15 protein-coding genes are annotated in these 19,903 nt (G+C 74.0%); 10 read left to right on the top strand and 5 right to left on the bottom strand.

Annotation, left to right across the window (positions count from 1 at the left end):
- The first annotated feature begins 143 nt into the window (after positions 1–143).
- Both OSR43_RS12740 and OSR43_RS12735 read left to right on the top strand, forming a co-directional pair.
- Positions 144–2,354 (top strand): bifunctional UDP-sugar hydrolase/5'-nucleotidase, encoded by a 2,211-nt coding sequence (locus OSR43_RS12740; RefSeq protein ID WP_302266937.1) that lies wholly within the window; start codon positions 144–146, stop codon positions 2,352–2,354.
- A gap of 86 nt (positions 2,355–2,440) precedes the next feature.
- The gene (locus tag OSR43_RS12735) at positions 2,441–5,443 is read left to right on the top strand and encodes an ExeM/NucH family extracellular endonuclease (protein ID WP_302266935.1); all 3,003 of its coding nucleotides are present in this window, start codon (positions 2,441–2,443) and stop codon (positions 5,441–5,443) included.
- Positions 5,444–5,642: 199 nt separating this feature from the next.
- Here the strand turns inward: OSR43_RS12735 and OSR43_RS12730 are convergent, their stop codons facing one another.
- Positions 5,643–7,436, bottom strand: coding sequence for a glycoside hydrolase family 15 protein (locus OSR43_RS12730; RefSeq protein ID WP_302266934.1), 1,794 nt, complete (start codon positions 7,434–7,436; stop codon positions 5,643–5,645).
- Positions 7,437–7,513: 77 nt separating this feature from the next.
- Here OSR43_RS12730 and OSR43_RS12725 point away from each other — a divergent pair, with 77 nt between their 5' ends.
- Both OSR43_RS12725 and OSR43_RS12720 read left to right on the top strand, forming a co-directional pair.
- Positions 7,514–8,002, top strand: coding sequence for a CinA family protein (locus OSR43_RS12725; RefSeq protein ID WP_302266933.1), 489 nt, complete (start codon positions 7,514–7,516; stop codon positions 8,000–8,002).
- A 32-nt stretch (positions 8,003–8,034) separates the two neighbouring features.
- Complete coding sequence (locus tag OSR43_RS12720) at positions 8,035–8,352, top strand: helix-turn-helix domain-containing protein (protein WP_302266932.1); 318 nt, start codon at positions 8,035–8,037, stop codon at positions 8,350–8,352.
- A gap of 22 nt (positions 8,353–8,374) precedes the next feature.
- Here OSR43_RS12720 and OSR43_RS12715 read toward each other — a convergent pair whose 3' ends face one another.
- Both OSR43_RS12715 and OSR43_RS12710 read right to left on the bottom strand, forming a co-directional pair.
- Entirely contained in the window at positions 8,375–9,172 is a 798-nt protein-coding gene (locus OSR43_RS12715) for a DNA-formamidopyrimidine glycosylase family protein (protein ID WP_302266931.1), read from the bottom strand.
- Positions 9,165–13,793 carry an ATP-dependent helicase gene (locus tag OSR43_RS12710; RefSeq protein WP_302266930.1) on the bottom strand — a complete coding sequence of 1,543 codons (4,629 nt, stop codon included), beginning with the start codon at positions 13,791–13,793 and terminating at the stop codon, positions 9,165–9,167. The genes OSR43_RS12715 and OSR43_RS12710 overlap by 8 nt, the downstream gene beginning before the upstream one ends.
- Before the next feature lie 77 nt (positions 13,794–13,870).
- On the opposite strand from OSR43_RS12710, the gene OSR43_RS12705 reads away from it, so the two are divergent.
- Positions 13,871–14,110, top strand: coding sequence for a hypothetical protein (locus tag OSR43_RS12705; protein WP_302266929.1), 240 nt, complete (start codon positions 13,871–13,873; stop codon positions 14,108–14,110).
- 48 nt (positions 14,111–14,158) lie between these two features.
- A complete protein-coding gene (locus tag OSR43_RS12700; RefSeq protein ID WP_302266927.1) occupies positions 14,159–15,202 on the top strand; it encodes a zinc-dependent alcohol dehydrogenase family protein in 1,044 nt (347 codons plus the stop codon).
- Between the two features lie 20 nt (positions 15,203–15,222).
- Here OSR43_RS12700 and OSR43_RS12695 read toward each other — a convergent pair whose 3' ends face one another.
- Positions 15,223–15,708, bottom strand: coding sequence for a GNAT family N-acetyltransferase (locus OSR43_RS12695; RefSeq protein WP_302266925.1), 486 nt, complete (start codon positions 15,706–15,708; stop codon positions 15,223–15,225).
- A gap of 70 nt (positions 15,709–15,778) precedes the next feature.
- Between OSR43_RS12695 and OSR43_RS12690 the strand changes: the two genes are divergently transcribed.
- Genes OSR43_RS12690 through OSR43_RS12675 form a run of 4 tightly spaced genes read left to right on the top strand, consistent with a single transcriptional unit; the run spans position 15,779 to position 18,461 of the window.
- The gene (locus OSR43_RS12690) at positions 15,779–16,333 is read left to right on the top strand and encodes a DinB family protein (RefSeq protein ID WP_302266923.1); all 555 of its coding nucleotides are present in this window, start codon (positions 15,779–15,781) and stop codon (positions 16,331–16,333) included.
- A 43-nt stretch (positions 16,334–16,376) separates the two neighbouring features.
- The gene (locus OSR43_RS12685) at positions 16,377–16,571 is read left to right on the top strand and encodes a DUF3046 domain-containing protein (RefSeq protein WP_302266921.1); all 195 of its coding nucleotides are present in this window, start codon (positions 16,377–16,379) and stop codon (positions 16,569–16,571) included.
- A gap of 43 nt (positions 16,572–16,614) precedes the next feature.
- Positions 16,615–17,406, top strand: a complete 792-nt coding sequence (locus OSR43_RS12680) for an S-methyl-5'-thioadenosine phosphorylase (RefSeq protein WP_302266919.1) — start codon at positions 16,615–16,617, stop codon at positions 17,404–17,406.
- Complete coding sequence (locus tag OSR43_RS12675; RefSeq protein WP_302266917.1) at positions 17,406–18,461, top strand: NAD(P)-dependent oxidoreductase; 1,056 nt, start codon at positions 17,406–17,408, stop codon at positions 18,459–18,461. The genes OSR43_RS12680 and OSR43_RS12675 overlap by 1 nt, the downstream gene beginning before the upstream one ends.
- A 93-nt stretch (positions 18,462–18,554) precedes the next feature.
- Here OSR43_RS12675 and OSR43_RS12670 read toward each other — a convergent pair whose 3' ends face one another.
- Complete coding sequence (locus tag OSR43_RS12670; protein WP_302266916.1) at positions 18,555–19,898, bottom strand: hypothetical protein; 1,344 nt, start codon at positions 19,896–19,898, stop codon at positions 18,555–18,557.
- Between the last annotated feature and the right edge of the window lie 5 nt (positions 19,899–19,903).

Genomic DNA, 19,903 nt, shown 5'->3' with positions numbered 1-19,903 from the left:
GCCCGCCCCTCGTGCCGGAAGGTTTCCGCTTGCTCGCGCTCGTCTCGGGACGTCGTCTGTCGACGGCGATGACGTGTGCTGGCGCCCGCATCCGGGGCTGTCCTCGGGCCTCGGCCCGTTCCCCCTTCCAGGAGTTCCGCTACATGCCTGCATCCCGCAAGCGGCTGGTCGCACCCCTGGGTCTCGGGCTCGCCGCCTCGACCCTCGTGCTCATCCCCGCCCCCGCCCACGCCGCCGACGTCGACATCACCCTGCTCAACATCAACGACTTCCACGGTCGCATCGACGAGAACACCACCAAGTTCGCGACCACGATCGAGCAGGCCCGGACCGACGCGGGGGACGCGAACACGCTCTTCCTCTCGGCCGGCGACAACATCGGCGCCTCGCTGTTCGCCTCGTCGAACAAGCAGGACCAGCCGACGATCGACGTGCTGAACGCCCTCGACCTCGCCGGGTCCGCCGTGGGCAACCACGAGTTCGACCGCGGCTTCGCCGACCTCGAGGGACGCGTGCAGGACGCCGCCGACTTCGACTACCTCGGTGCGAACGTCTACACCAAGGGCACGACCACCCCGGCGCTCGACGAGTACGCCACCTACGAGGTCGGCGGCGTCACCGTCGGCGTGATCGGCGTGATCACCGAGGAGACCCCGTCCCTGGTGAGCCCGGCCGGGATCTCCCAGCTGACCTTCGGTGACCCGGTCGCCGCGGTGAACCGCGTGGCCACCCAGCTCTCCGACGGCAAGGCCGACAACGGCGAGGCCGACGTCCTGGTGGCGGAGTACCACGAGGGCGCCGGCGCCGGCACCCCGGAGAAGGCGACCCTCGAGCAGGAGATCGCGGGCGGCGGTGTCTTCGCCGACATCGTCACCAAGACCTCGGCCACGGTCGACGTCATCTTCACCGGTCACACCCACAAGCAGTACGCCTGGGACGCCCCCGTCCCCGGCGTGGCGGGCAAGACCCGGCCGGTCCTGCAGACCGGCTCCTACGGCGAGAACATCGGTCGGGTCGACCTGACCGTCGACGACGCCACCGGTGAGGTCTCGGCGTACACCGCGACGAACGTCGCGCGCGTCGCCACCGCGGACACCACCCTCCCGCGGGTCGCGGAGGTCGCCACGATCGTCGACGCCGCGCTCGCGGAGGCCGCCGCGATCGGCAACCAGCCGGTCGGGAAGATCACCGGCGACATCACGACCGCGTTCGCCGACGGCAAGCGCGACGACCGCGCCTCGGAGTCCACCCTCGGTGGACTGGTCGCCAACGCCCTGCGCGACGGCCTCTCCTCCATCGCGGAGCCGGACCTTGGCCTGACCAACCCCGGCGGCCTGCGCGCGGACCTGCTGTTCGCCGGCGACGCCGCGAAGAACCCCGCGAACACCGACGGCGTGGTCACGTTCGCCGAGGCCAACGCGGTGCTGCCGTTCAACAACACCGTCGCGCTGGTCAAGCTGACCGGCGCCTCGCTGACCAAGGTCCTCGAGCAGCAGTGGCAGACCAACGCCGACGGCACCGTGCCCTCGCGGCCTTACCTGCAGCTGGGGCTGTCGGACAACGTCCGCGTCGTCGCCGACCCCTCCAAGCCGGCCGGCCAGCGGATCACCTCGGTCACCGTCGACGGCAAGCCGCTCGACCCGGCGAAGACCTACACGGTCTCGACCCTGTCGTTCCTCGCCACCGGTGGTGACAACTTCCGTGCCTTCGGTGAGGGCACCTACACCGACACCGGCCTCCTCGACGCCGAGCTGTGGCGCAGCTACCTCGCCGCGAACTCGCCGATCGAGCCCGACTTCACCCAGCGCCAGGTCTTCTCGACCATCCCCGCGACCGTGAAGCCCGGCACGACGGTCTCGTTCCGCGTCGAGAAGCTCGGTCTCACCTCGCGCAGCGTCCCGGCGGACACCCAGCTGACCGCCACCCTCGGCGGCAGGACCATCGGCACCTTCCCGGTCACCGACCGGGCCGCCCAGGTCGAGCTCGTCGTCCCCGCGTCGGCCAAGGCCGGTGACGTCATCACGCTCACCAGCGAGCAGGGTGCCGTGCTGACCACCACGGTCGGCAAGAACGCCGCCGAGCTCAAGGCGACCCAGCCGGGCAAGGCCGTCGTCGGCCGGGCCGTGAAGCTCAAGGCCGCCGTCACCGCCGGCGGCCGACCGGCCACCGGGTCGATCAAGGTCTTCCGCTTCGGCAAGGCCACGACCATCAAGCTCGGCAAGAACGGCAAGGTCGCGTTCACGCTGAAGGGCTACGGCAAGCCGGGCCAGAAGAAGGTGCGCATCAAGTACCTCGGCAACGACAGCACGACGTCCGACACCCAGGTCGTGAAGTTCCGGGTCAGCAAGAAGTGATCCACCCGCGGGGCCTGCCGATCGGCAGGCCCCGCGGTCGTTCCGCCTGCAGTCTCCCCCCACCCCCCCTTCTCGGAGGTTCCGTCATGCCCTCATCCGGGCGTTCCCCGCGCAGGCTCCTCGCCTCGCTCTCCGGTCTCGCCGTCGCCGCGACCGGGCTGTCCTTCGCTCCGCTCCCCGCCTTCGCCGCTCCCGACGGCAGCGGCCTCGTCATCAGCGAGGTCTACGGCGGAGGTGGCTTCGCCGTCAGCGGCACCCTGCCGGCGTCGACCTACGCCAACGACTTCATCGAGCTGTACAACCCGACCACCGCGGACGTGCGCCTGGACGGCTGGGCCGTCTTCTACGGCAGCCCGTCGCGGAGCGCCGGCGGCAACCTGCAGAACAAGATCGACCTCTCCGGGACCATCCCGGCCGGCGGGCACTTCCTCGTCGGCGCCGCGGGAGGCGACAGCGGCGCCGCGCTGCCCACGCCTGACGTCAGCGGCGGCGTGAACCTGGGCGCGAACTCGGGCCTCGTGGTCCTGAGCAACCAGGCCAGCACGATCTCCGGTCTTCCCACCGGTGACATCACCGGCGCGTCGTCGGCCGTCGTCGACGCCGTGGGCTACGGCACCGCCAACACGTTCGAGGAGGCCAACCAGGGAACCGCGCTGTCGGGCACCAGCTCGGCCAACCGAGCGGCCACCGGGGCCGACACGGACAACAACTCCGTAGACCTGGTCGTCGCTGCACCGAGCCCCACCGCCTCCGGGAGGGGCACGGCCGAACCTGAGGAGCCGACCCCGCCGGCCACCCCGACCGCGCGCACGATCGCGCAGATCCAGGGCACCGGCACGGCCACGTCGCTCGCGGGCCAGCAGGTCGTGACCCGGGGCGTCGTCACCGCGGTCTACCCGAGCGGCGGCCTCAACGGGTTCTACCTGCAGACCGCCGGCACCGGAGGCACGGCGGTCGACACGACCCCCGGTGCGTCCGACGGCATCTTCGTGTACGCCGGCACGGCCGGATTCGCGACGTACCCGCAGATCGGCGACTCGGTGGAGGTGACGGGTCAGGCGGGCGAGTACACCAGCAGCGGTGCCAGCCTGACGCAGATCGGCGGCGCGACGTACACCGCGCTCACCCAGACGCTTGCGCCGGTGCAGCCGCGGAGCGTCGCCTGGTACACCACCGACGCGGAGCGCGAGGCGCACGAGGGCGAGCTGATCGACCCGACGGACGACTTCACCGTCACCAACAGCTACGCGACCTGGCAGTACGGCGAGGTCGGGCTGGCGACCGGGGACCGCCCGCTCATCCAGCCGACGGAGGTCGAGGACGCCCAGACCGGTGACCCGAGGTCCGTCGAGCAGGACAACGCGCGGCGCCTGGTCACGCTCGACGACGGCAAGTCCCAGAACTTCGGCGGTGCCGCCAGCGGTGAGCCGCTGTCCTGGCTCGATGCGCAGCGCTCGGTCACGGTCGGCGCCGAAGCGGTGCTGAAGGGCGCCTTCGTCGTCGACCACCGCAACGGTCTCTACAAGCTGCAGCCGACGAAGCCGGTCACCGGGCTCGGCACGGACGTCGCCGAGTTCGAGGACCTCCGCGCCGAGAACGCGGCGCCGGCGGACGTCGGCGGCGACAATCGGATCGCGACGTTCAACGTCCTCAACTACTTCCCGACGACGGGCAAGGAGTTCGAGTCCAAGGGGCTCGGCACCTGCACCTACTACGTCGACCGGGCGAAGAACCCCGTCACGGTCAACAGCTGCACGAACAACGGTCCGCGGGGCGCAGCCGAGACGGAGGACTTCGAGCGGCAGGAGGCGAAGATCGTCGCGGCGATCAACCGGCTCGGCGCGAGCGTCGTCTCCCTCGAGGAGATCGAGAACTCGGTGCAGTTCGGCAAGGACCGCGACTTCGCCCTCAGCACCCTCACCGACGCCCTCAACGAGGCGGCCGGCTCGGAGGTCTGGGAGTTCGTGCCGTCCCCGCCGGCCTCGGAGCTGCCGACCCCGGCGCAGGAGGACGTCATCCGGACGGCCTTCATCTACCAGCCGGCCAAGGTGGCGCCCGTCGGGACGTCGTCGGTCCTGATCGACGAGGTGAACTTCGACAACGCACGCGAGCCGCTCGCCCAGGCGTTCAAGGCCGTGGGTGCCCCCGACGCCGAGGCGTTCGGCGTCATCGTGAACCACTTCAAGTCCAAGGGATCGGGCGCCGACGACGGCACCGGCCAGGGCAACGCGAACCCGGACCGCATCGGGCAGGCGCGTGCGCTCGACGCCTTCGCCGACGACTTCGCGGAGAAGCGGTCGATCGACGCGGTGTTCCTGACCGGCGACTTCAACTCCTACAGCGAGGAGGACCCGGTCCAGCTGCTCGAGGAGAACGGCTGGACGGCGCTCGAGTCGACCGACGACCCGGACGAGGAGTCCTACTCGTTCTCCGGGCTGTACGGCTCCCTCGACCACGTCTTCGCGAACGCGGCCGCTCGCGAGCTGGTGACCGGCGTCGACATCTGGACGATCAACTCCAACGAGTCGGTCGGGTACCAGTACGGCCGGTTCAACAACAACGTCGTCGACCTGTACTCCGCCGACCCGTTCGGTGCGTCCGACCACAACCCGGAGATCGTCGGGCTCGACCTCGTCGCAGACAGCGTCCCCGGCCCGGTCGACCCGGGCCCGGTGACTCCCGGGCCGACCGACCCGCCGACCCCCGGCCCGACGGACCCGACGCCCGGGCCGACCGATCCCGAGCCGACGCCGACGGACCCGACCCCGACCGACCCCGAGCCGACCCCGGAGCCGGTGACGCCGAGCATCAAGCCGTCGGTCAACCCGGGCAGGATCGTCGCCGGCAAGACGCGGGCGAAGATCACCGTCCGCGTGGCCGCCGAGGGTGAGGACGCGAACGGCTGGGTCCGCATCGAGACCCCGGGCAAGCCGGCCAAGGTCGTCAGGCTCAAGAACGGCAAGGCCAGCGTCCGGCTGTGGCCGTTCGGCGGCGCCGGTGAGAAGACGCTGACGATCACCTACAACGGCCGCGGCGACGTGGCGGCCAGGACGATCACCCGCACGATCACCGTGGTCGCGGGGAAGTAGCCCGCCAGCACGACCACGACGGGGGTCGGCCCACGCGGGCCGGCCCCCGTCTGCGCGTCCTGCGGGCGCTGCGGCCACCCGGATCGTTCAATTGAACGATCCGGGTGCCCGCAGCAGCCGTGCAAGCGCTTCCACGCCACCGTGATCGTTCAATTGAACGATCACGGTGGTCCAGGAGCGAACCCGGGTCAGCGGCCGGTCAGCCGGCGACGTCGGCGACATCGGCGACGTCGGCGAGGACGAGCGCGGCCTGCACCAGGGTCAGGTGGCTGAACGCCTGGGGGAAGTTGCCCGTCATCCGGCAGGCGACGGGGTCGTACTCCTCGGCGAGCAGGCCGACGTCGTTGGCCAGCGCAGCGAGGCGGTCGAAGAGGGCGCGGGCGTCGTCGGTCCGACCGGCCAGCGCGAGAGCCGAGACCAGCCAGAACGAGCAGGCGAGGAAGGGGTGCTCGTCCCCGGCGAGGCCGTCGACGCCGGTCTCGGTGCGGTAGCGCAGCAGCAGCCCGTCGCGCATCAGCTCCCGCTCGACCGCCGCGATCGTCCCGAGGATGCGGGGGTCGTCGCCGGGCAGGAACCCGACGAGCGGCAGGACGAGGAGGGAGGCGTCGACCGCGTCGGTGTCGTAGTGCTGGGTGAAGGTGCCCTTCGCCTCGTTCCACCCGCGGGTCAGGACCTCCTCGCGCACCTCGTCACGGATGCGCCGCCACTCCTCGACCGGCCCGTCGAGGCCGTGGAGCTCGACCGCCTTGACGGCGCGGTCGAAGGCGACCCACACCATGGCCCGGGAGTGGGTGAAGTGGCGCGGCTCGCCGCGGATCTCCCAGATGCCGTGGTCGGGCTCCCGCCAGTGCTTGCCGAGGTCGTCGACCAGCGCCCGCTGCAGCGCCCAGGCGTCGTCGTCGGCCCTCCCGCGAGCGGTCCGGACCCGCTCCAGCGCGTCCATCACCTCGCCGAGCACGTCGTGCTGCTGCTGGACGGCGGCGCCGTTGCCGATCCGCACCGGCAGCGAGCCGGCGTACCCCGGCAGGTGCGGCAGCTCGTGCTCGGTCAGCCGGCGGGCGCCGTCGACGGCGTACATGATCTGCAGGTCCTCGGGGTCGCCCGCGACCGAGCGCAGCAGCCACGCCCGCCAGAGCATCGCCTCCTCGGTGTAGCCGGCGTCGATGAGGGAGGTGATCGTGAGGGCCGCGTCGCGCAGCCAGCAGAACCGGTAGTCCCAGTTGCGCTCGCCGCCGATCTCCTCGGGCAGCGAGGTCGTGGGCGCGGCGACGATGCCGCCGGTGACCTCGTGGGTCATCAGGCGCAGGGTCAGCAGCGAGCGCTGCACCAGGGCGGCGTGCGGGAGGTCGGACCGGCACGCGCGAGCCCACTCCTCGTCCTCCGCGATGCTGCGCGCGACCCGGTCCTCGACCTCCTCGAGCTCCTCCACGTCGACGTGCGAGGGGAGCCAGGTCATCGAGAACGTCAGCTCCTCGCCCGCCGAGACGTCGAAGGCGTCGTTGTGGCTGTGGTCGCTGGCGCGGGGGAGACGGGGACCCCGCAGGACGAGCTGGTCGGGGCCTGCGATGGCCACGATCGCCTCCGTGCCGTGGATGTGCTGCCGGCGGACCCACGGGTGGACGGCGCCGTAGTCGAGCCGGATCCGCCACTCGTGACGCATCCGGACGGTGCCGCGCACGCCGGTCACGCGTCGTACGACGTCGGCCTGGCCGTCGCCGCGGGGCATCAGGTCGGTCAGCCTCACCACGCCGTCGGCCGTCGTGAACGTCGTCTCCAGCACCGCCGAGGCACCGACGTAGCGGCGCTCGGTGCTGTAGACGCCCTCCGGGACGAGCTGCCAGTGGCCGTGCTCGTGGGTGCCGAGGAGCGCCGCGAGACAGGCGGGGGAGTCGAAGCGGGGCAGGCACAGCCAGTCGACGGAGCCGTCGGTGCCGACGAGCGCGGCGGTGCGGCGGTCCCCGATGAGCGCGTAGTCCTCGATCGGCAGCGGCATGCGGCGAGGCTACGGGTGCCGACCCACCGGGGAGGCCCCGGCGCACGGGACCACCGGTGGCCGCCTACGATCGCTGCGTGATCGACGTCGCCGCCCGCGTCCACCTGCTGCTGCGTGCCAGTGGGCACACGATCTCCTCGGCCGAGTCGCTGACCGGTGGCCGGCTGGCGGTGAAGCTCACCGAGACGCCGGGCGCGTCCGAGACGTTCCTCGGCGGCGTGGTCACCTACGCCACCGAGCTCAAGCACAGCCTGCTCGAGGTGTCCGACGAGGTCATCGAGGAGCACGGCGTCGTCTCGGCCGAGTGCGCCCGCGCGATGGCGGTCGGCGTCCGCAAGCTGACCGGCGCGACGTACGGCGTGTCGACCACCGGCGTCGCCGGACCGGGCGAGCAGGAGGGCAAGCCGGCGGGCACCGTCTTCGTCGGCCTCTCCGGCCCCGGGCTGCTCGAGGCCGTCGAGCTCGAGCTCGGCGGCGACCGCGTCACGATCCAGGACCTGACGGTGCAGCAGGCACTGTCGGCGCTCGAGGACATGCTGGGCACGGAAGAAACCGCGATCGGGTAGCGTTGACCAACCGACCAGGAAGGGGAACCCGCATGGTGCTGTTTCGTCGGCTGCTCGGCGACGTGCTCCGCGAGCACAGGATGCAGCGCGGGATGACCCTGCGGCAGGTGTCGGCCGAGGCCCGGGTGAGCCTCGGGTACATCTCTGAGATCGAGCGCGGCCAGAAGGAAGCCTCCTCCGAGCTGCTCGCCTCGCTCTGCGGGGCGCTCGACGTGCCGCTGAGCGACGTCCTGCGCGACGTCTCGCACGCGGTCGCCGTCGAGGAGGCCGCGCTGGCCCCCATCCCGATCACCGCCAGCAAGGTCGCCGCCCACCGCAGCGCCGGCGAGGTCGTCGCCTCCGCCGCCTGACGGTCCCCGGCTCGACCGCGGCTCAGTCCTGCGACCGCTCCGGCTGGCAGCTCGGGCACCAGTACGCCGCGCGCTCGCGCCCGGCGGGCCCGGTCATCGCCACCGCGATGGGCGTGCGGCACCGCCGGCACGGTGACCTGTCGCGCCGGTAGACCCACATCCGCTCGCGCAGGTCGCCGGTGGTGGACTGGACCGCTCGCTCCTTGTTGAGCTCGAGCATCTGCTTCCCGCGGCGCACCAGTCGCGGGAGGTTGGCCACCGAGCCGACCGGGTCACGCGGGTGCACGCCCGAGACGAAGCACAGCTCGGCCATGTACATGTTGCCGATGCCGGCCAGGTTGCGCTGGTCGAGCAGCGCCTCGCCGAGCGGGCGCTCCGGCTCGGCCCGCAGCCGCCGCAGCGCCTCCTCCTCGTCCCAGTCCGGGCCGAGCAGGTCGGGCCCCACGTGCCCGACCACGGAGTCCTCCTCGGCGGTGGGCACGAGCTCGACGATGCCGAGCGAGAAGCCCACCGCCACCCGGTCGTCGGTCGTCAGCACGACGCGGGCCTGGTGGGCCGGCCGCTTCCACCCCTCGCCCGGCTTGTGGACCCGCCAGGCACCCTCCATCTTCAGGTGGGTGTGCAGCGTCCAGCTGCCCTGGTCGCCGTCGATCCGGGTGAGCAGGTGCTTGCCCCGCGAGACGGTGCGCACGACCGTCGACCCGGCGAGGTCGACCGTCGCGTGCTGCGGCACCCGGAAGTCGGTCCGGAGCAGCCGGTGGCCCGACAGGCTGCGGTCCAGCAGCCGGGCGGCGCGGTAGACGGTGTCGCCCTCAGGCACCGGCGCCCCGTAGCCGTAGCCCCTTGGGCGTCGAGACGAACCCGGCCGCGGTCAGCGCCTCGCGCAGCGGCGTGGAGCCCGAGCCGAGCAGCTGCTCGCCGTCGGCGCGCTCGACGGTCAGCCGGCCGAGCGAGCCCCGCCGCGCGGCCTCGGCAAGCGCCTGCGCGGCCGGCGTGAGCCGGTCCTCCTCGTCGGTCCAGGTCAGCAGCGTGCGGCCGCCCCGCTCGACGTACATCGTCAGCACGCCGTCGACGAGCACCACCATCGCGCCGGCCTTGCGGCCCGGCCGGTGGCCGGCGGCGGTCCTCCCGTCGGCGGCGTCGCTGTCGACCACGCGCTCGGGCCAGGGCAGCGCGGCGCCGTACGGGTTCGCCGGGTCCGTCGCGGCCAGTGCGACCGCCACCGGCTTGGCGTCGGGCGGGAGCTCGGAGAAGGTCCGGAGGCGGTCGATCGCCCCCGAGGTGCCGAACTGTGCGGCGCCCAGGCCGTCGACGAAGTAGCCGCGCCGGCAGCGGCCGGAGTCCTCGAAGACCGACAGCACCTTGTACGCCGCCGCGAAGCCGCCCGGGATCCGCTCGCTCACGACCGCTCCGCGGATGACCACGCCGTGCCGGTCCAGGAGCCGCTCGGCGGTGGCGTGCGCACGCCGGGTGGGGTCGTCGTCGATCTCGGGGAGGACCGCCCAGCGACCGGCGGTCTCCGGGGGGCCGGTCCGGGCCGGCATCCGGCCGCGGGTGGTCTGGGACATCCGCACGCGGGGCGCCGAGCGCTTGGTCCGGTGGCTGGCCGACCCGCCGCGCACCAGCGCGCGCACCGGGGTCAGCGTGTCGTTGCTGATCCGGCCGGCCCAGACCAGGTCCCACAGCGCCGCCGACACCGCCGGGTCCGGGGTGCTGCCGACCGACGCGGTGACGGTGTCGGCGAGCTGGCGGAAGAAGTACGCGCCGCCGGGGGCGAGCGCGTCGAGGAGCGCCTGGTGCAGCTCGGAGTGCTCGAACGGCTCGTGCTCGGGCAGGGTCAGGTGGGCGGAGTCGGCCAGGTGCAGCGAGATCCATCCGTCGGAGCCCGGGAGTGCGCCGTGGCCGGCCCACAGCACCTCCCCGGACGCGGTGAGCTCGTCGAGGTAGGAGGACTCGTAGTCGCGGACCCGGGCAGAGAGCACCAGCGGCTCCAGCGCCGAGGCCGGCACCGGGCAGCCGGCCAGCTGCTCGATGACGGTCAGGACGCCGTCGACGCCGCGCGGGCCCCGGCCGGACCCGGTGTCCACGTGCTGCCACGCGGTGAGGAAGCGGCCGAGGGCGGCCGGCTCGACCGGCTCGACCTCCTTGCGCAGCCGCGCGAGCGAGCGGCGGCGCAGCCGGCGCAGCACCTCGGCGTCGCACCACTCCGACCCGGACCCGGAGGGACGGAACTCACCGTCGAGGACGCGGCCCTGGCCGGCCAGCCGCTGCAGGGTGTGCCGGACGACGGCCTGCCCGAGGCCGAGCCGGTCGGCGCACTGCTCGGTCGTGAACGGGCCGTGCGTGCGGGCGTAGCGGGAGACGAGGTCGGCGAGGGGGTCCTCGACCGGCTCGGTGAACGCCGAGGGGGTCCCGGGCGGCACCGCCACGCCGAGGCCGTCGCGCAGCCGACCGACGTCCTCGATCGAGGACCAGCGCTCCTCACCGGCCATGCGCACCTGGGTGGTCCGCCGGGAGTCCGCGAGCGCACCGAGCCAGGCGGTGACGTCGGCGCCGTCGACGCAGCGCTCGGCGACCTCGGCCGTGCTGAGCGGGCCGAGCCCGCGCAGCAGGTCGGCCACCCCCTCGGCGTCGCGGGCGCGGCGGTCGGGGTGGACGCGCTGGAGCTCGGCCTCCACCTCGGCCAGCACGTCGGGGTCGAGCAGCTCGCGCAGCTCCGCGCGACCGAGCAGCTCCGCGAGCAGCCCCTGGTCCAGGGAGAGGGCGGCCGCCCGCCGCTCGGCGATCGGGGAGTCGCCCTCGTACATGAACTGCGCGACGTACCCGAAGAGCAGGCTTCGCGCGAACGGCGACGGCGCGTGCGTCGAGACGTCGACCACCTGCACCTCGCGCCGGTCGACGCTGCGCATGAGCGCCACCAGGGACGGCAGGTCGTAGACGTCCTGGAGGCACTCGCGCACGGCCTCGAGGACGATCGGGAAGGAGGGGTACTTCGAGGCGACCTCGAGCAGGGCGGCGGACCGCTGCCGCTGCTGCCACAGCGGGGAACGGCGGCCCGGGTCCCGGCGGGGGAGCAGCAGCGCCCGCGCGGCGCACTCGCGGAAGCGCGAGGCGAACAGCGCGGAGCCGCCCACCTCCGTGGTGACCAGGTCCTCGATCTCCTCGGCCTCGAAGACCACGACGTCGCCACCCGGAGGGTCGGCGTCGGTGTCGGGGATCCGGATGACGATGCCGTCGTCGGAGGCGACCGCCTGGCCGTCCACGCCGTACCGCTCGCGCAGCCGCGCGTTGATCGCCAGCGCCCACGGGGCGTGCACCGGGATGCCGAAGGGGGAGTGCAGGACCAGCCGCCAGTCGCCGAGCTCGTCGCGGAAGCGCTCGACCACCATGGTCCGGTCGCTCGGCAGCGTGTTGGTCGCCTCGAGCTGCTCGTGGAGGTAGGTCACCAGGTTGCCGGCGGCGTACTCGTCGAGGCCGCGGTCGCGGGCCACCTGCTCCGCCTTCGCCGGCGGGAGCGAGCCGAGCTCGCGGGTGAAGGCTCCGATCGCGGCGCCGAGCTCGGCGGGACGGCCGGGGGCGTCGCCCTTCCAGAACGGCAGGCGCCCCGGGATGCCCGGCGCCGGGGTCACCAGCACCCGGTCGTGGGTGATGTCCTCGATCCGCCAGCTCGTCGCGCCGAGCGCGAAGATGTCGCCGACGCGCGACTCGTAGACCATCTCCTCGTCGAGCTCGCCGACCCGCTTGCCGGGGCCCTCGCCGCCGACGAGGAAGACCCCGAAGAGACCGCGGTCCGGGATCGTCCCGCCACTGGTCACGGCCAGCCGCTGGGCGCCGGGACGGCCGGTGAGCGTGCCGGTGACGCGGTCCCACACGATGCGCGGGCGCAGCTCGGCGAACTCGTCGGAGGGGTAGCGGCCCGACAGCAGGTCCAGCACCGCCTCGTACGCCGAGCGCGGCAGCTGCGCGAACGGGGCGGTGCGCCGGACCAGCTCGAAGAGCTCGTCGACCTGCCACGGCTCCATCGCGGTCGCCGCGACGACCTGCTGGGCCAGGACGTCGAGGGGGTTCGCCGGCACGCGCAGCGACTCGATCGCGCCGGTGCGCATCCGCTCGACGGCCACCGCGGTCTGGGCCAGGTCGCCCCGGTGCTTGGGGAACAGCACGCCGCGGGAGACCTCGCCGACCTGGTGCCCGGCGCGGCCGACCCGCTGCAGGGCGCTGGCCACGCTGGGCGGCGACTCGATCTGCACGACGAGGTCGACCGCGCCCATGTCGATGCCGAGCTCGAGGCTGCTCGTCGCGACCACGGCGGGGATCCGTCCGCGCTTGAGGTCGTCCTCGATCAGCGCCCGCTGGTCCTTGGAGACCGAGCCGTGGTGGGCCTTGGCCACGACCGTGGCGTACGGGTCGTCGGCCGAGACCGGCCGGGAGGAGCCGGACTGGGCCATCACCTGGGCGGGCGGGCCGGTCGGTCCGCCCCCGGTCTGCCGCTCGAGCGCCTCCGGCGGTGGAGCGGCGCGCTCGGTGGCGATCTCGTTGAGCCGGGCGGTCAACCGCTCGGCGAGGCGGCGGGAGTTGGCGAAGACGATCGTCGAGCGGTGCTGCTCGATCAGGTCGACCACCCGCTCCTCCACGTGCGGCCAGATCGACTGCGCGCGGCCGGGGTCCTCGGAGTCCTCGTCGTACTGCTCGGGAGCGGTCATGTCCTCGACCGGGACCACGACCCGGAGGTCCCACTCCTTGGCCGACGGCGGCGAGACGATCTCGACGGGCGCGGAGCCGCCGAGGAACCGGGCGACCTCCTCGAGCGGTCGGACGGTCGCGGACAGCCCGACGCGCTGCGCCGGCCGGTCGAGGAGCGCGTCGAGCCGCTCGAGGGTGAGCGCGAGGTGCGCGCCGCGCTTGGTGCCCGCGACCGCGTGGACCTCGTCGACGATGACGGTCTCCACCCCGCGCAGCGACTCCCGGGCCTGGGAGGTGAGCATCAGGAACAGCGACTCCGGCGTCGTGATCATGATGTCGGGCGGGTTCGTGACCAGCTTGCGCCGGTCGGCGGCCGGGGTGTCGCCCGAGCGGACGCCCACGGTGACCTCGGGGACCTGCGTCCCGAGCCGGTCGGCGGTCTGGCGGATGCCGATCAGCGGCGTGCGCAGGTTGCGCTCGACGTCGACGGCGAGCGCCTTGAGCGGGGAGACGTAGAGGACGCGGCACCGCTTCTGCTTGTCGTCCGGGCGCGGCCCGCTGAGCAGCCGGTCGAGCGACCAGAGGAACGCCGAGAGCGTCTTGCCGGACCCGGTCGGTGCCACGACCAGCGCGTGGCGGCCCGCGCCGATCGCCTCCCAGGCCCCCGCCTGCGCCGGCGTGGGCGCGGCGAACGCCGCACCGAACCAGGTGCGGGTCGCGTCGCTGAACCGTGCCAGCGGATCGGGTGCCTCGGGCATGCGTCCATCCTCGCTCAGGGCACCGACAGTGGTCCGGCGGCGCTTGCGGGGACCGTTGCCCGGGTACGTTCGGGAGCATGAGCGAGCAGCAGAGCCACCACGACCACGACGCCGCCGACCAGGCGCGCATCGACCGCCGTGCCGAGCTCCTGCCCGAGGAGGAGGCCGCCGGCAGCGCCGACCCGGAGGCGCAGGCCGAGGCGATCCTCGAGGAGTCCGACGAGCGGACCCAGGACCCCGAGGGCACGCAGGAGGAGTCCGAGCAGACCGGGCCGCGCACCTCCGAGCAGGCCAGCCACACCCCGACCGGCGCCTGACCCGCGCCCGGCGCGGCCGCCGGTCGCTCCCTCACTAGGCTCCGCGCCATGAGAGCCGTGGTCTACCGCGAGCACGCCGCGACGCCGGCCGTCGAGGACGTGGCCGAGCCGGCCTGCCCGGCCGACGGCGTGGTCGTCCAGGTCGCGGCGACGGGGGTGTGCCGCTCGGACTGGCACGCCTGGCAGGGCCACGACCCCGTGCCGCTCCCCATGGTCCCCGGCCACGAGCTGGCCGGGACCGTCGTGGAGGTCGGCGCGGGCACCACCCGGTGGTCGGCTGGCGACCGGGTGACCGTGCCGTTCGTCGTCGCGTGCGGACGGTGCTCGTGGTGCGCGGCGGGGGAGCACCAGGTGTGCCCCGACCAGGTGCAGCCGGGCTTCACCTACGCCGGGTCCTGGGCCGAGCGGGTCGCCGTCCCGGCCGCGGACACCAACCTCGTGCGCGTGCCCGACGGGATCGGCCTCGACGCGGCGGCGGCGCTGGGGTGCCGGTTCGCTACGTCGTTCCGCGCCCTGCACGCCCACGGCGAGCTCCGCGCCGGTCAGCAGCTGGCCGTCCACGGATGCGGCGGCGTGGGACTCTCGGCGGTGGTGATCGGCGTCGCGCTCGGCGCCCACGTGGTCGCCACGGACCTGGACCCGGCCGCCCGCGACGCCGCACGCCGGCTCGGCGCCGAGGTGGTCGACCCCGCAGCCGTCGCGTCGGTCGCCGATGCGGTCCGCGACCTCACCGACGGCGGCGCGCACGTCTCGCTCGACGCCGTCGGGTCGCCGGTCACCGCCACGGCGTCGGTCCGCTCCCTGCGCCGACGGGGGCGCCACGTCCAGGTCGGGCTCCTGCTCGGGACGGAGGCCGCCACCGCCCTGCCCATGGATGTCGTCGTCGCCCAGGAGCTGGCGGTCCTCGGGTCGCACGGCATGTCCGCACGCGAGTACCCCGCCATGCTCGACCTGGTCACCGCCGGCACCCTGGACCCCGCAGCCCTCGTCACCCGCAGGATCACGCTCGACGAGGCGCCCGCAGCCCTCGCCGCGCTGGGGACCCCCGGTGCCGCGACGCCCGGCATCACCGTCGTGCTCCCGGGCGGCTGAGCCGCGGCGTCGGGTCCGCGTCAGAGCCGCAGCTGCCACCACTCGGTGTCGATCCAGCGGTCGTGCTTGAAGCCGACCTCGCGCAGGACGCCCGCGGAGGTGAAGCCGCAGCGCCGGTGCAGCGCGACGCTGGCCGGGTTGGGCAGGGCGATGACGGCGAGGGCGGTGTGCACGCCGTCCGCGCGGAGCCGCCCGAGCAGGTCGTCGTACAGCGCGCTGCCGACGCCCCGGCCCCTGGCCGCGTCGGCGAGGTGGACCGACACCTCGCGGGTGCGGTCGTAGGCCGGCCGCGGGCGGTACGGCGCGGACGCGGCGTACCCGAGCACCCCGCCGTCCTCCTCGGCGACCAGGAGGTGGTCGCCGGACCCCAGGGCGGCCAGCCGGTGCTCCCAGTACGCCGTGCCCTGCGGCTCGAGGTCGAAGGTCGCCACGCCGGTCACCACCTGGTGGTCGTAGACCGCGGCGACGGCGGGCAGGTCGGCGGCGGTGGCGGGACGGACCAGCATGGCGCCATCCTGGCGGAGATCGGCAGGAAGTCGGCGGCGCCCCCGGCCCCGGCCCGCGAGGATGGCGCGCATGGACACGCCCCTGACCGCGCCCGGCGCCGCCGCACCCCTCGAGCCCGACACCAAGGACTGGACCTGGGTGCTCGACCGTCCCTGCCCCGAGTGCGGGTACGACGCCGCGTCGGTGGACCGCGGACGGCTCGGCGCGCTGGTGCGCGACAACGCCGCGGCGTGGGCGGTCGTGCTGGCCGACCCGGCGGCGACCGAGCGGCCCGACCCGGGCACCTGGTCGCCGGCCGAGTACGCCTGCCACGTGCGCGACGTCGACCGGCTCTTCGCCGAGCGGCTGGACCTGATGCTGACCCAGGACGACCCGACCTTCCCGAACTGGGACCAGGACGCGACCGCCCTCGAGGAGCGGTACGACCTGCAGGACCCCGCGGTCGTCCGCGAGGAGCTGCTGGCCGCCGCCGAGACCGTCGCCGCGGCATACGACGCGGTGCCGGCCGGTGCCTGGGAGCGGCGCGGCCTGCGCGACAACGGCAGCGAGTTCACCGTCGACACGTTCGGCCGCTACCACCTCCACGACCTGGTCCACCACCTCTGGGACGTGCGGGCGGGCTGACCCGGCGCGTCGCCCGAGTTGGCCCGGCGGCGATGATGGGCCCATGCGACACACCGAGTTCTGGGCGCGGCTGGAGCGCGCGCTGGGTGCGGGCTACTACGAGGTGTGGGCCGACCAGTTCGTGATGGCCGAGCTGGGTGGCCGGACCGCGCGCGAGGCGCTCGACGCCGGCGTGGCGCCCAAGCAGGTCTGGGCCGCGGTGTGGTCCGCGCTCGGCCTGCCGCCCAGCGAGAAGTGACGCCACCCGCGTCGAGCAGCGCCCGACCGGGCACAGTGGCGCCATGAACGCGCGCGCAGAGGTGGCCGTCATCGGCGGCACCGGCTTCTACTCCTTCCTCGACGACCCCGAGGAGCTCACCGTCGACACGCCGTACGGCGCGCCCTCCGCGCCGCTGGCGGTGGGCACCGTCGCGGGCCGACGGGTGGCGTTCCTGCCGCGCCACGGCGGGGACCACGCGCACCCGCCGCACGGCATCAACTACCGCGCCAACGCCTGGGCGCTGCGCTCGCTGGGCGTCCGGCAGGTGCTCGCGCCGTGCGCGGTCGGCGGCCTGCGGGAGACCGTCGCTCCCGGTGACGTCGTCGTGCCCGACCAGCTCGTCGACCGCACGCACCGCCGGGTGGGCAGCTTCGTGGACAGCGGGGCCGTGCACCTGCCCTTCGCCGACCCCTACTGCTCACGGCTCCGCGAGACCGTCGTCGCGGCCGGCGACGGCATCCGCGACGGCGGCACCATGGTGGTCGTCGAGGGCCCGCGGTTCTCCACCCGCGCCGAGTCGCAGCACTACGCGGCGCAGGGCTGGGACCTGATCAACATGACCGGCGCCCCCGAGGCGGCGCTCGCGCGCGAGATGCGGCAGTGCTACACCGCGATCGCGCTGGTGACCGACATGGACGCCGGCGTCGAGTCCGGTTCCGGTGTCGGGCAGGAGGAGGTCTTCGCGCTGTTCAAGGCCAACCTCGAGCGGCTCAAGGGGCTGCTGACCGGCGTCGTGGGCTCCCTGCCCGACCCGGACGGGTGCGAGTGCAGCACCTGGGCCGACGGCATCGACCTGACCTACGAGGTGCCGTGATGCGCGTCCTGCTCACCGGCTCGGCCGGGTTCATCGGCACCGCCATCGGTCGTCGGCTCGAGGAGCGCGGCGACGAGATCGTCCGGGTCGACGTGATGCTCGACAACGCCCACGGCGAGGCGGAGCCGCCCGAGGGCACCCACCGGCTCGACGTCCGCGACGCCGCCGAGTGGACCGACCTGCTGCGCGGCGTCGACGTCGTGTGCCACCAGGCCGCCCTGGTCGGGGCCGGCGTCACCGTCTCCGACCTGCCGCTCTACGCCGGCCACAACGACCTCGGGACGGCCGCGCTGCTCGCCTCCATGCACGAGGCGGGCGTCGACCGGCTGGTGCTGGCCTCCTCGATGGTCGTCTACGGCGAGGGCCGCTACGCCTGCCCCGAGCACGGCGTGCAGACCCCGCCGCCCCGCAGCCGCGAGGCGCTCGACGGCGGCGACTTCGAGAACCACTGCGCCACCTGCGGCCGCCCGCTGACCTGGGAGACCGTCGACGAGGACGCCCGGCTCGAACCACGCAGCACGTACGCCGCCAGCAAGCTCGCCCAGGAGCACTACTCCGCCGCGTGGGTGCGGCAGGCCGACGCCGCCGCGGTGGCGCTGCGCTACCACAACGTCTACGGGCCCGGCATGCCGCGGGACACGCCGTACTCCGGGGTCGCGGCGATGTTCCGCTCGTCGCTCGAGCGCGGCGAGGCTCCGAAGGTCTTCGAGGACGGCGGCCAGATGCGTGACTTCGTCCACGTCGACGACGTCGCCCGCGCCAACGTGGCGGCGGTCGACGCGGTCGCCGGTGCGGGCGGCGGCCACTGGGCGGCGTACAACGTCTGCTCGGGGGAGCCGGTGCCGATCCTCGACGTCGCCCGGCTCGTCGCGCGCGGCACGGCGGCCCGGACGGGCGACGCCATCGAGCCCGAGGTGACCGGCGGCTACCGGCTCGGCGACGTTCGGCACGTCGTCGCCTCGCCCGAGCGGGCGCGCTCCGGGCTCGGCTTCTCCGCCCAGGTCCGCCCCGAGGACGGGTTGGCGGAGTTCGCGACGGCGCCGCTGCGGGCGTGAGGGGGTGTCGGAATCCCCGGGGCCCCGGGGATTCCGGCACTCCTCAGGCGATGCATCCCCTGAGAAGCACCGGATTCCCCCGGGAAGCCCGGCTCACCAGCTCGTGTAGAGCAGGTGCTGCACGAGCAGCGCGAACGCCACCTGCAGCCCCAGGCCCCAGCGCCGCCACCGCTCCGGCAGGAGCGCGGTGGTGAGCACCATCCAGGGGACGAACGGCAACCAGATCCGCTCGACCTCGGCCTTGCTCATCCGGGACAGATCGGCGGCGGCGACGGCGAGCAGCGCGGCGCCGGCGAGCAGGACCACGACCAGGTCGGGCCGCCGGAACGACGCGCGGCGCACCGACGCGAGCCCGGCGCCGAGCAGGGGACCGGTGCAGACGAGGAGGGCGGCGACGTTGCCCCACATCCAGTACGCCGCCGGGCGGTCCGCCGCGATGCCCTCCCAGTACCGGTCGTTGAGGACCGGGTAGGCCTCCCACCACGCGAACCCGCCCGCCGCGAAGCCGAGCACCACCACCAGTGCCGACGCGGCCGCCACCGGCAGCGGGAGCCAGGAGCGGGCGAGCACGAGGACGGCGACCGCGAGGAACGCGAGCAGCCCCAGGCCGTAGGACAGCATCACGCAGCAGCCGAGCAGGAGACCGGCGAGCGCCGACCAGGCGACGGCCGCCCGGCGCCGGTCGGCGGGGCGGGTGGCGCCGAGCGCCAGGCACAGCAGTCCCGCGGCCGCCACCGCCCCGAAGAGCGCGTCTGCCGAGACCGCCATGAAGACCGCGGCCGGGGTGAGCACCAGGAACGGCGCCGCCCGTCGGGCGGCCCCCTCGGCGCCGAGCACGCGGACCGTCGCCAGCACCAGCGGGGCGGTCGCGGCGGCGAGCACCACGACGACCAGTGCCGCGGCCAGGTCCCCGCCGAGCCCGATCCGCACCAGGCCGACGAAGAACAGCAGCGCCAGCGGCGGGTGCCCGGCGACGTGCGTGGGCCAGTTGTCCGGCGCCGCGTCGTACGGGATCCGGTCGACGTAGGTGCGCAGCAGCTCGCCGACGTCGTCGACCTCGCGGGCGGTGGGGAGGTACTCAACGTCGCTGCCCAGCACCCGGGTCAGCCCCGACTCGCCGTCGACGAGCGCGAGGGCGAGCATCCACGCCAGCGCCGCGACGTACGACGCCGCCAGCAGGCGCCGCCAGGGCAGCCGGCCCGCGAGGTCGACGGCGTACCGCCACCCCAGCAGGGCGAGCACGAGCGCCGGCACCGTGCCCGGGCCGAACCACTTCGGCTCCCACAGCCCGTGCAGCGGCGGGATCGCCAGGTCCGACATCGAGCGCGGGGCGCGCGGCCACACCTCCCAGTCGGCCCAGCGAGGTACTGCGAAGGCGACCGCGACGAGCGCGACGGCGAGGACGAGTCCGAGGGCGGCACGGCGTGTCGCGGTCATGGCCA

It is taken from the genome of Nocardioides sp. Arc9.136 (assembly GCF_030506255.1).
Classification (GTDB): Bacteria; Actinomycetota; Actinomycetes; order Propionibacteriales; family Nocardioidaceae; genus Nocardioides.
Note: the sequence above shows the minus strand (reverse complement) of the source record. Positions and strands in the feature narration are given on the sequence as shown.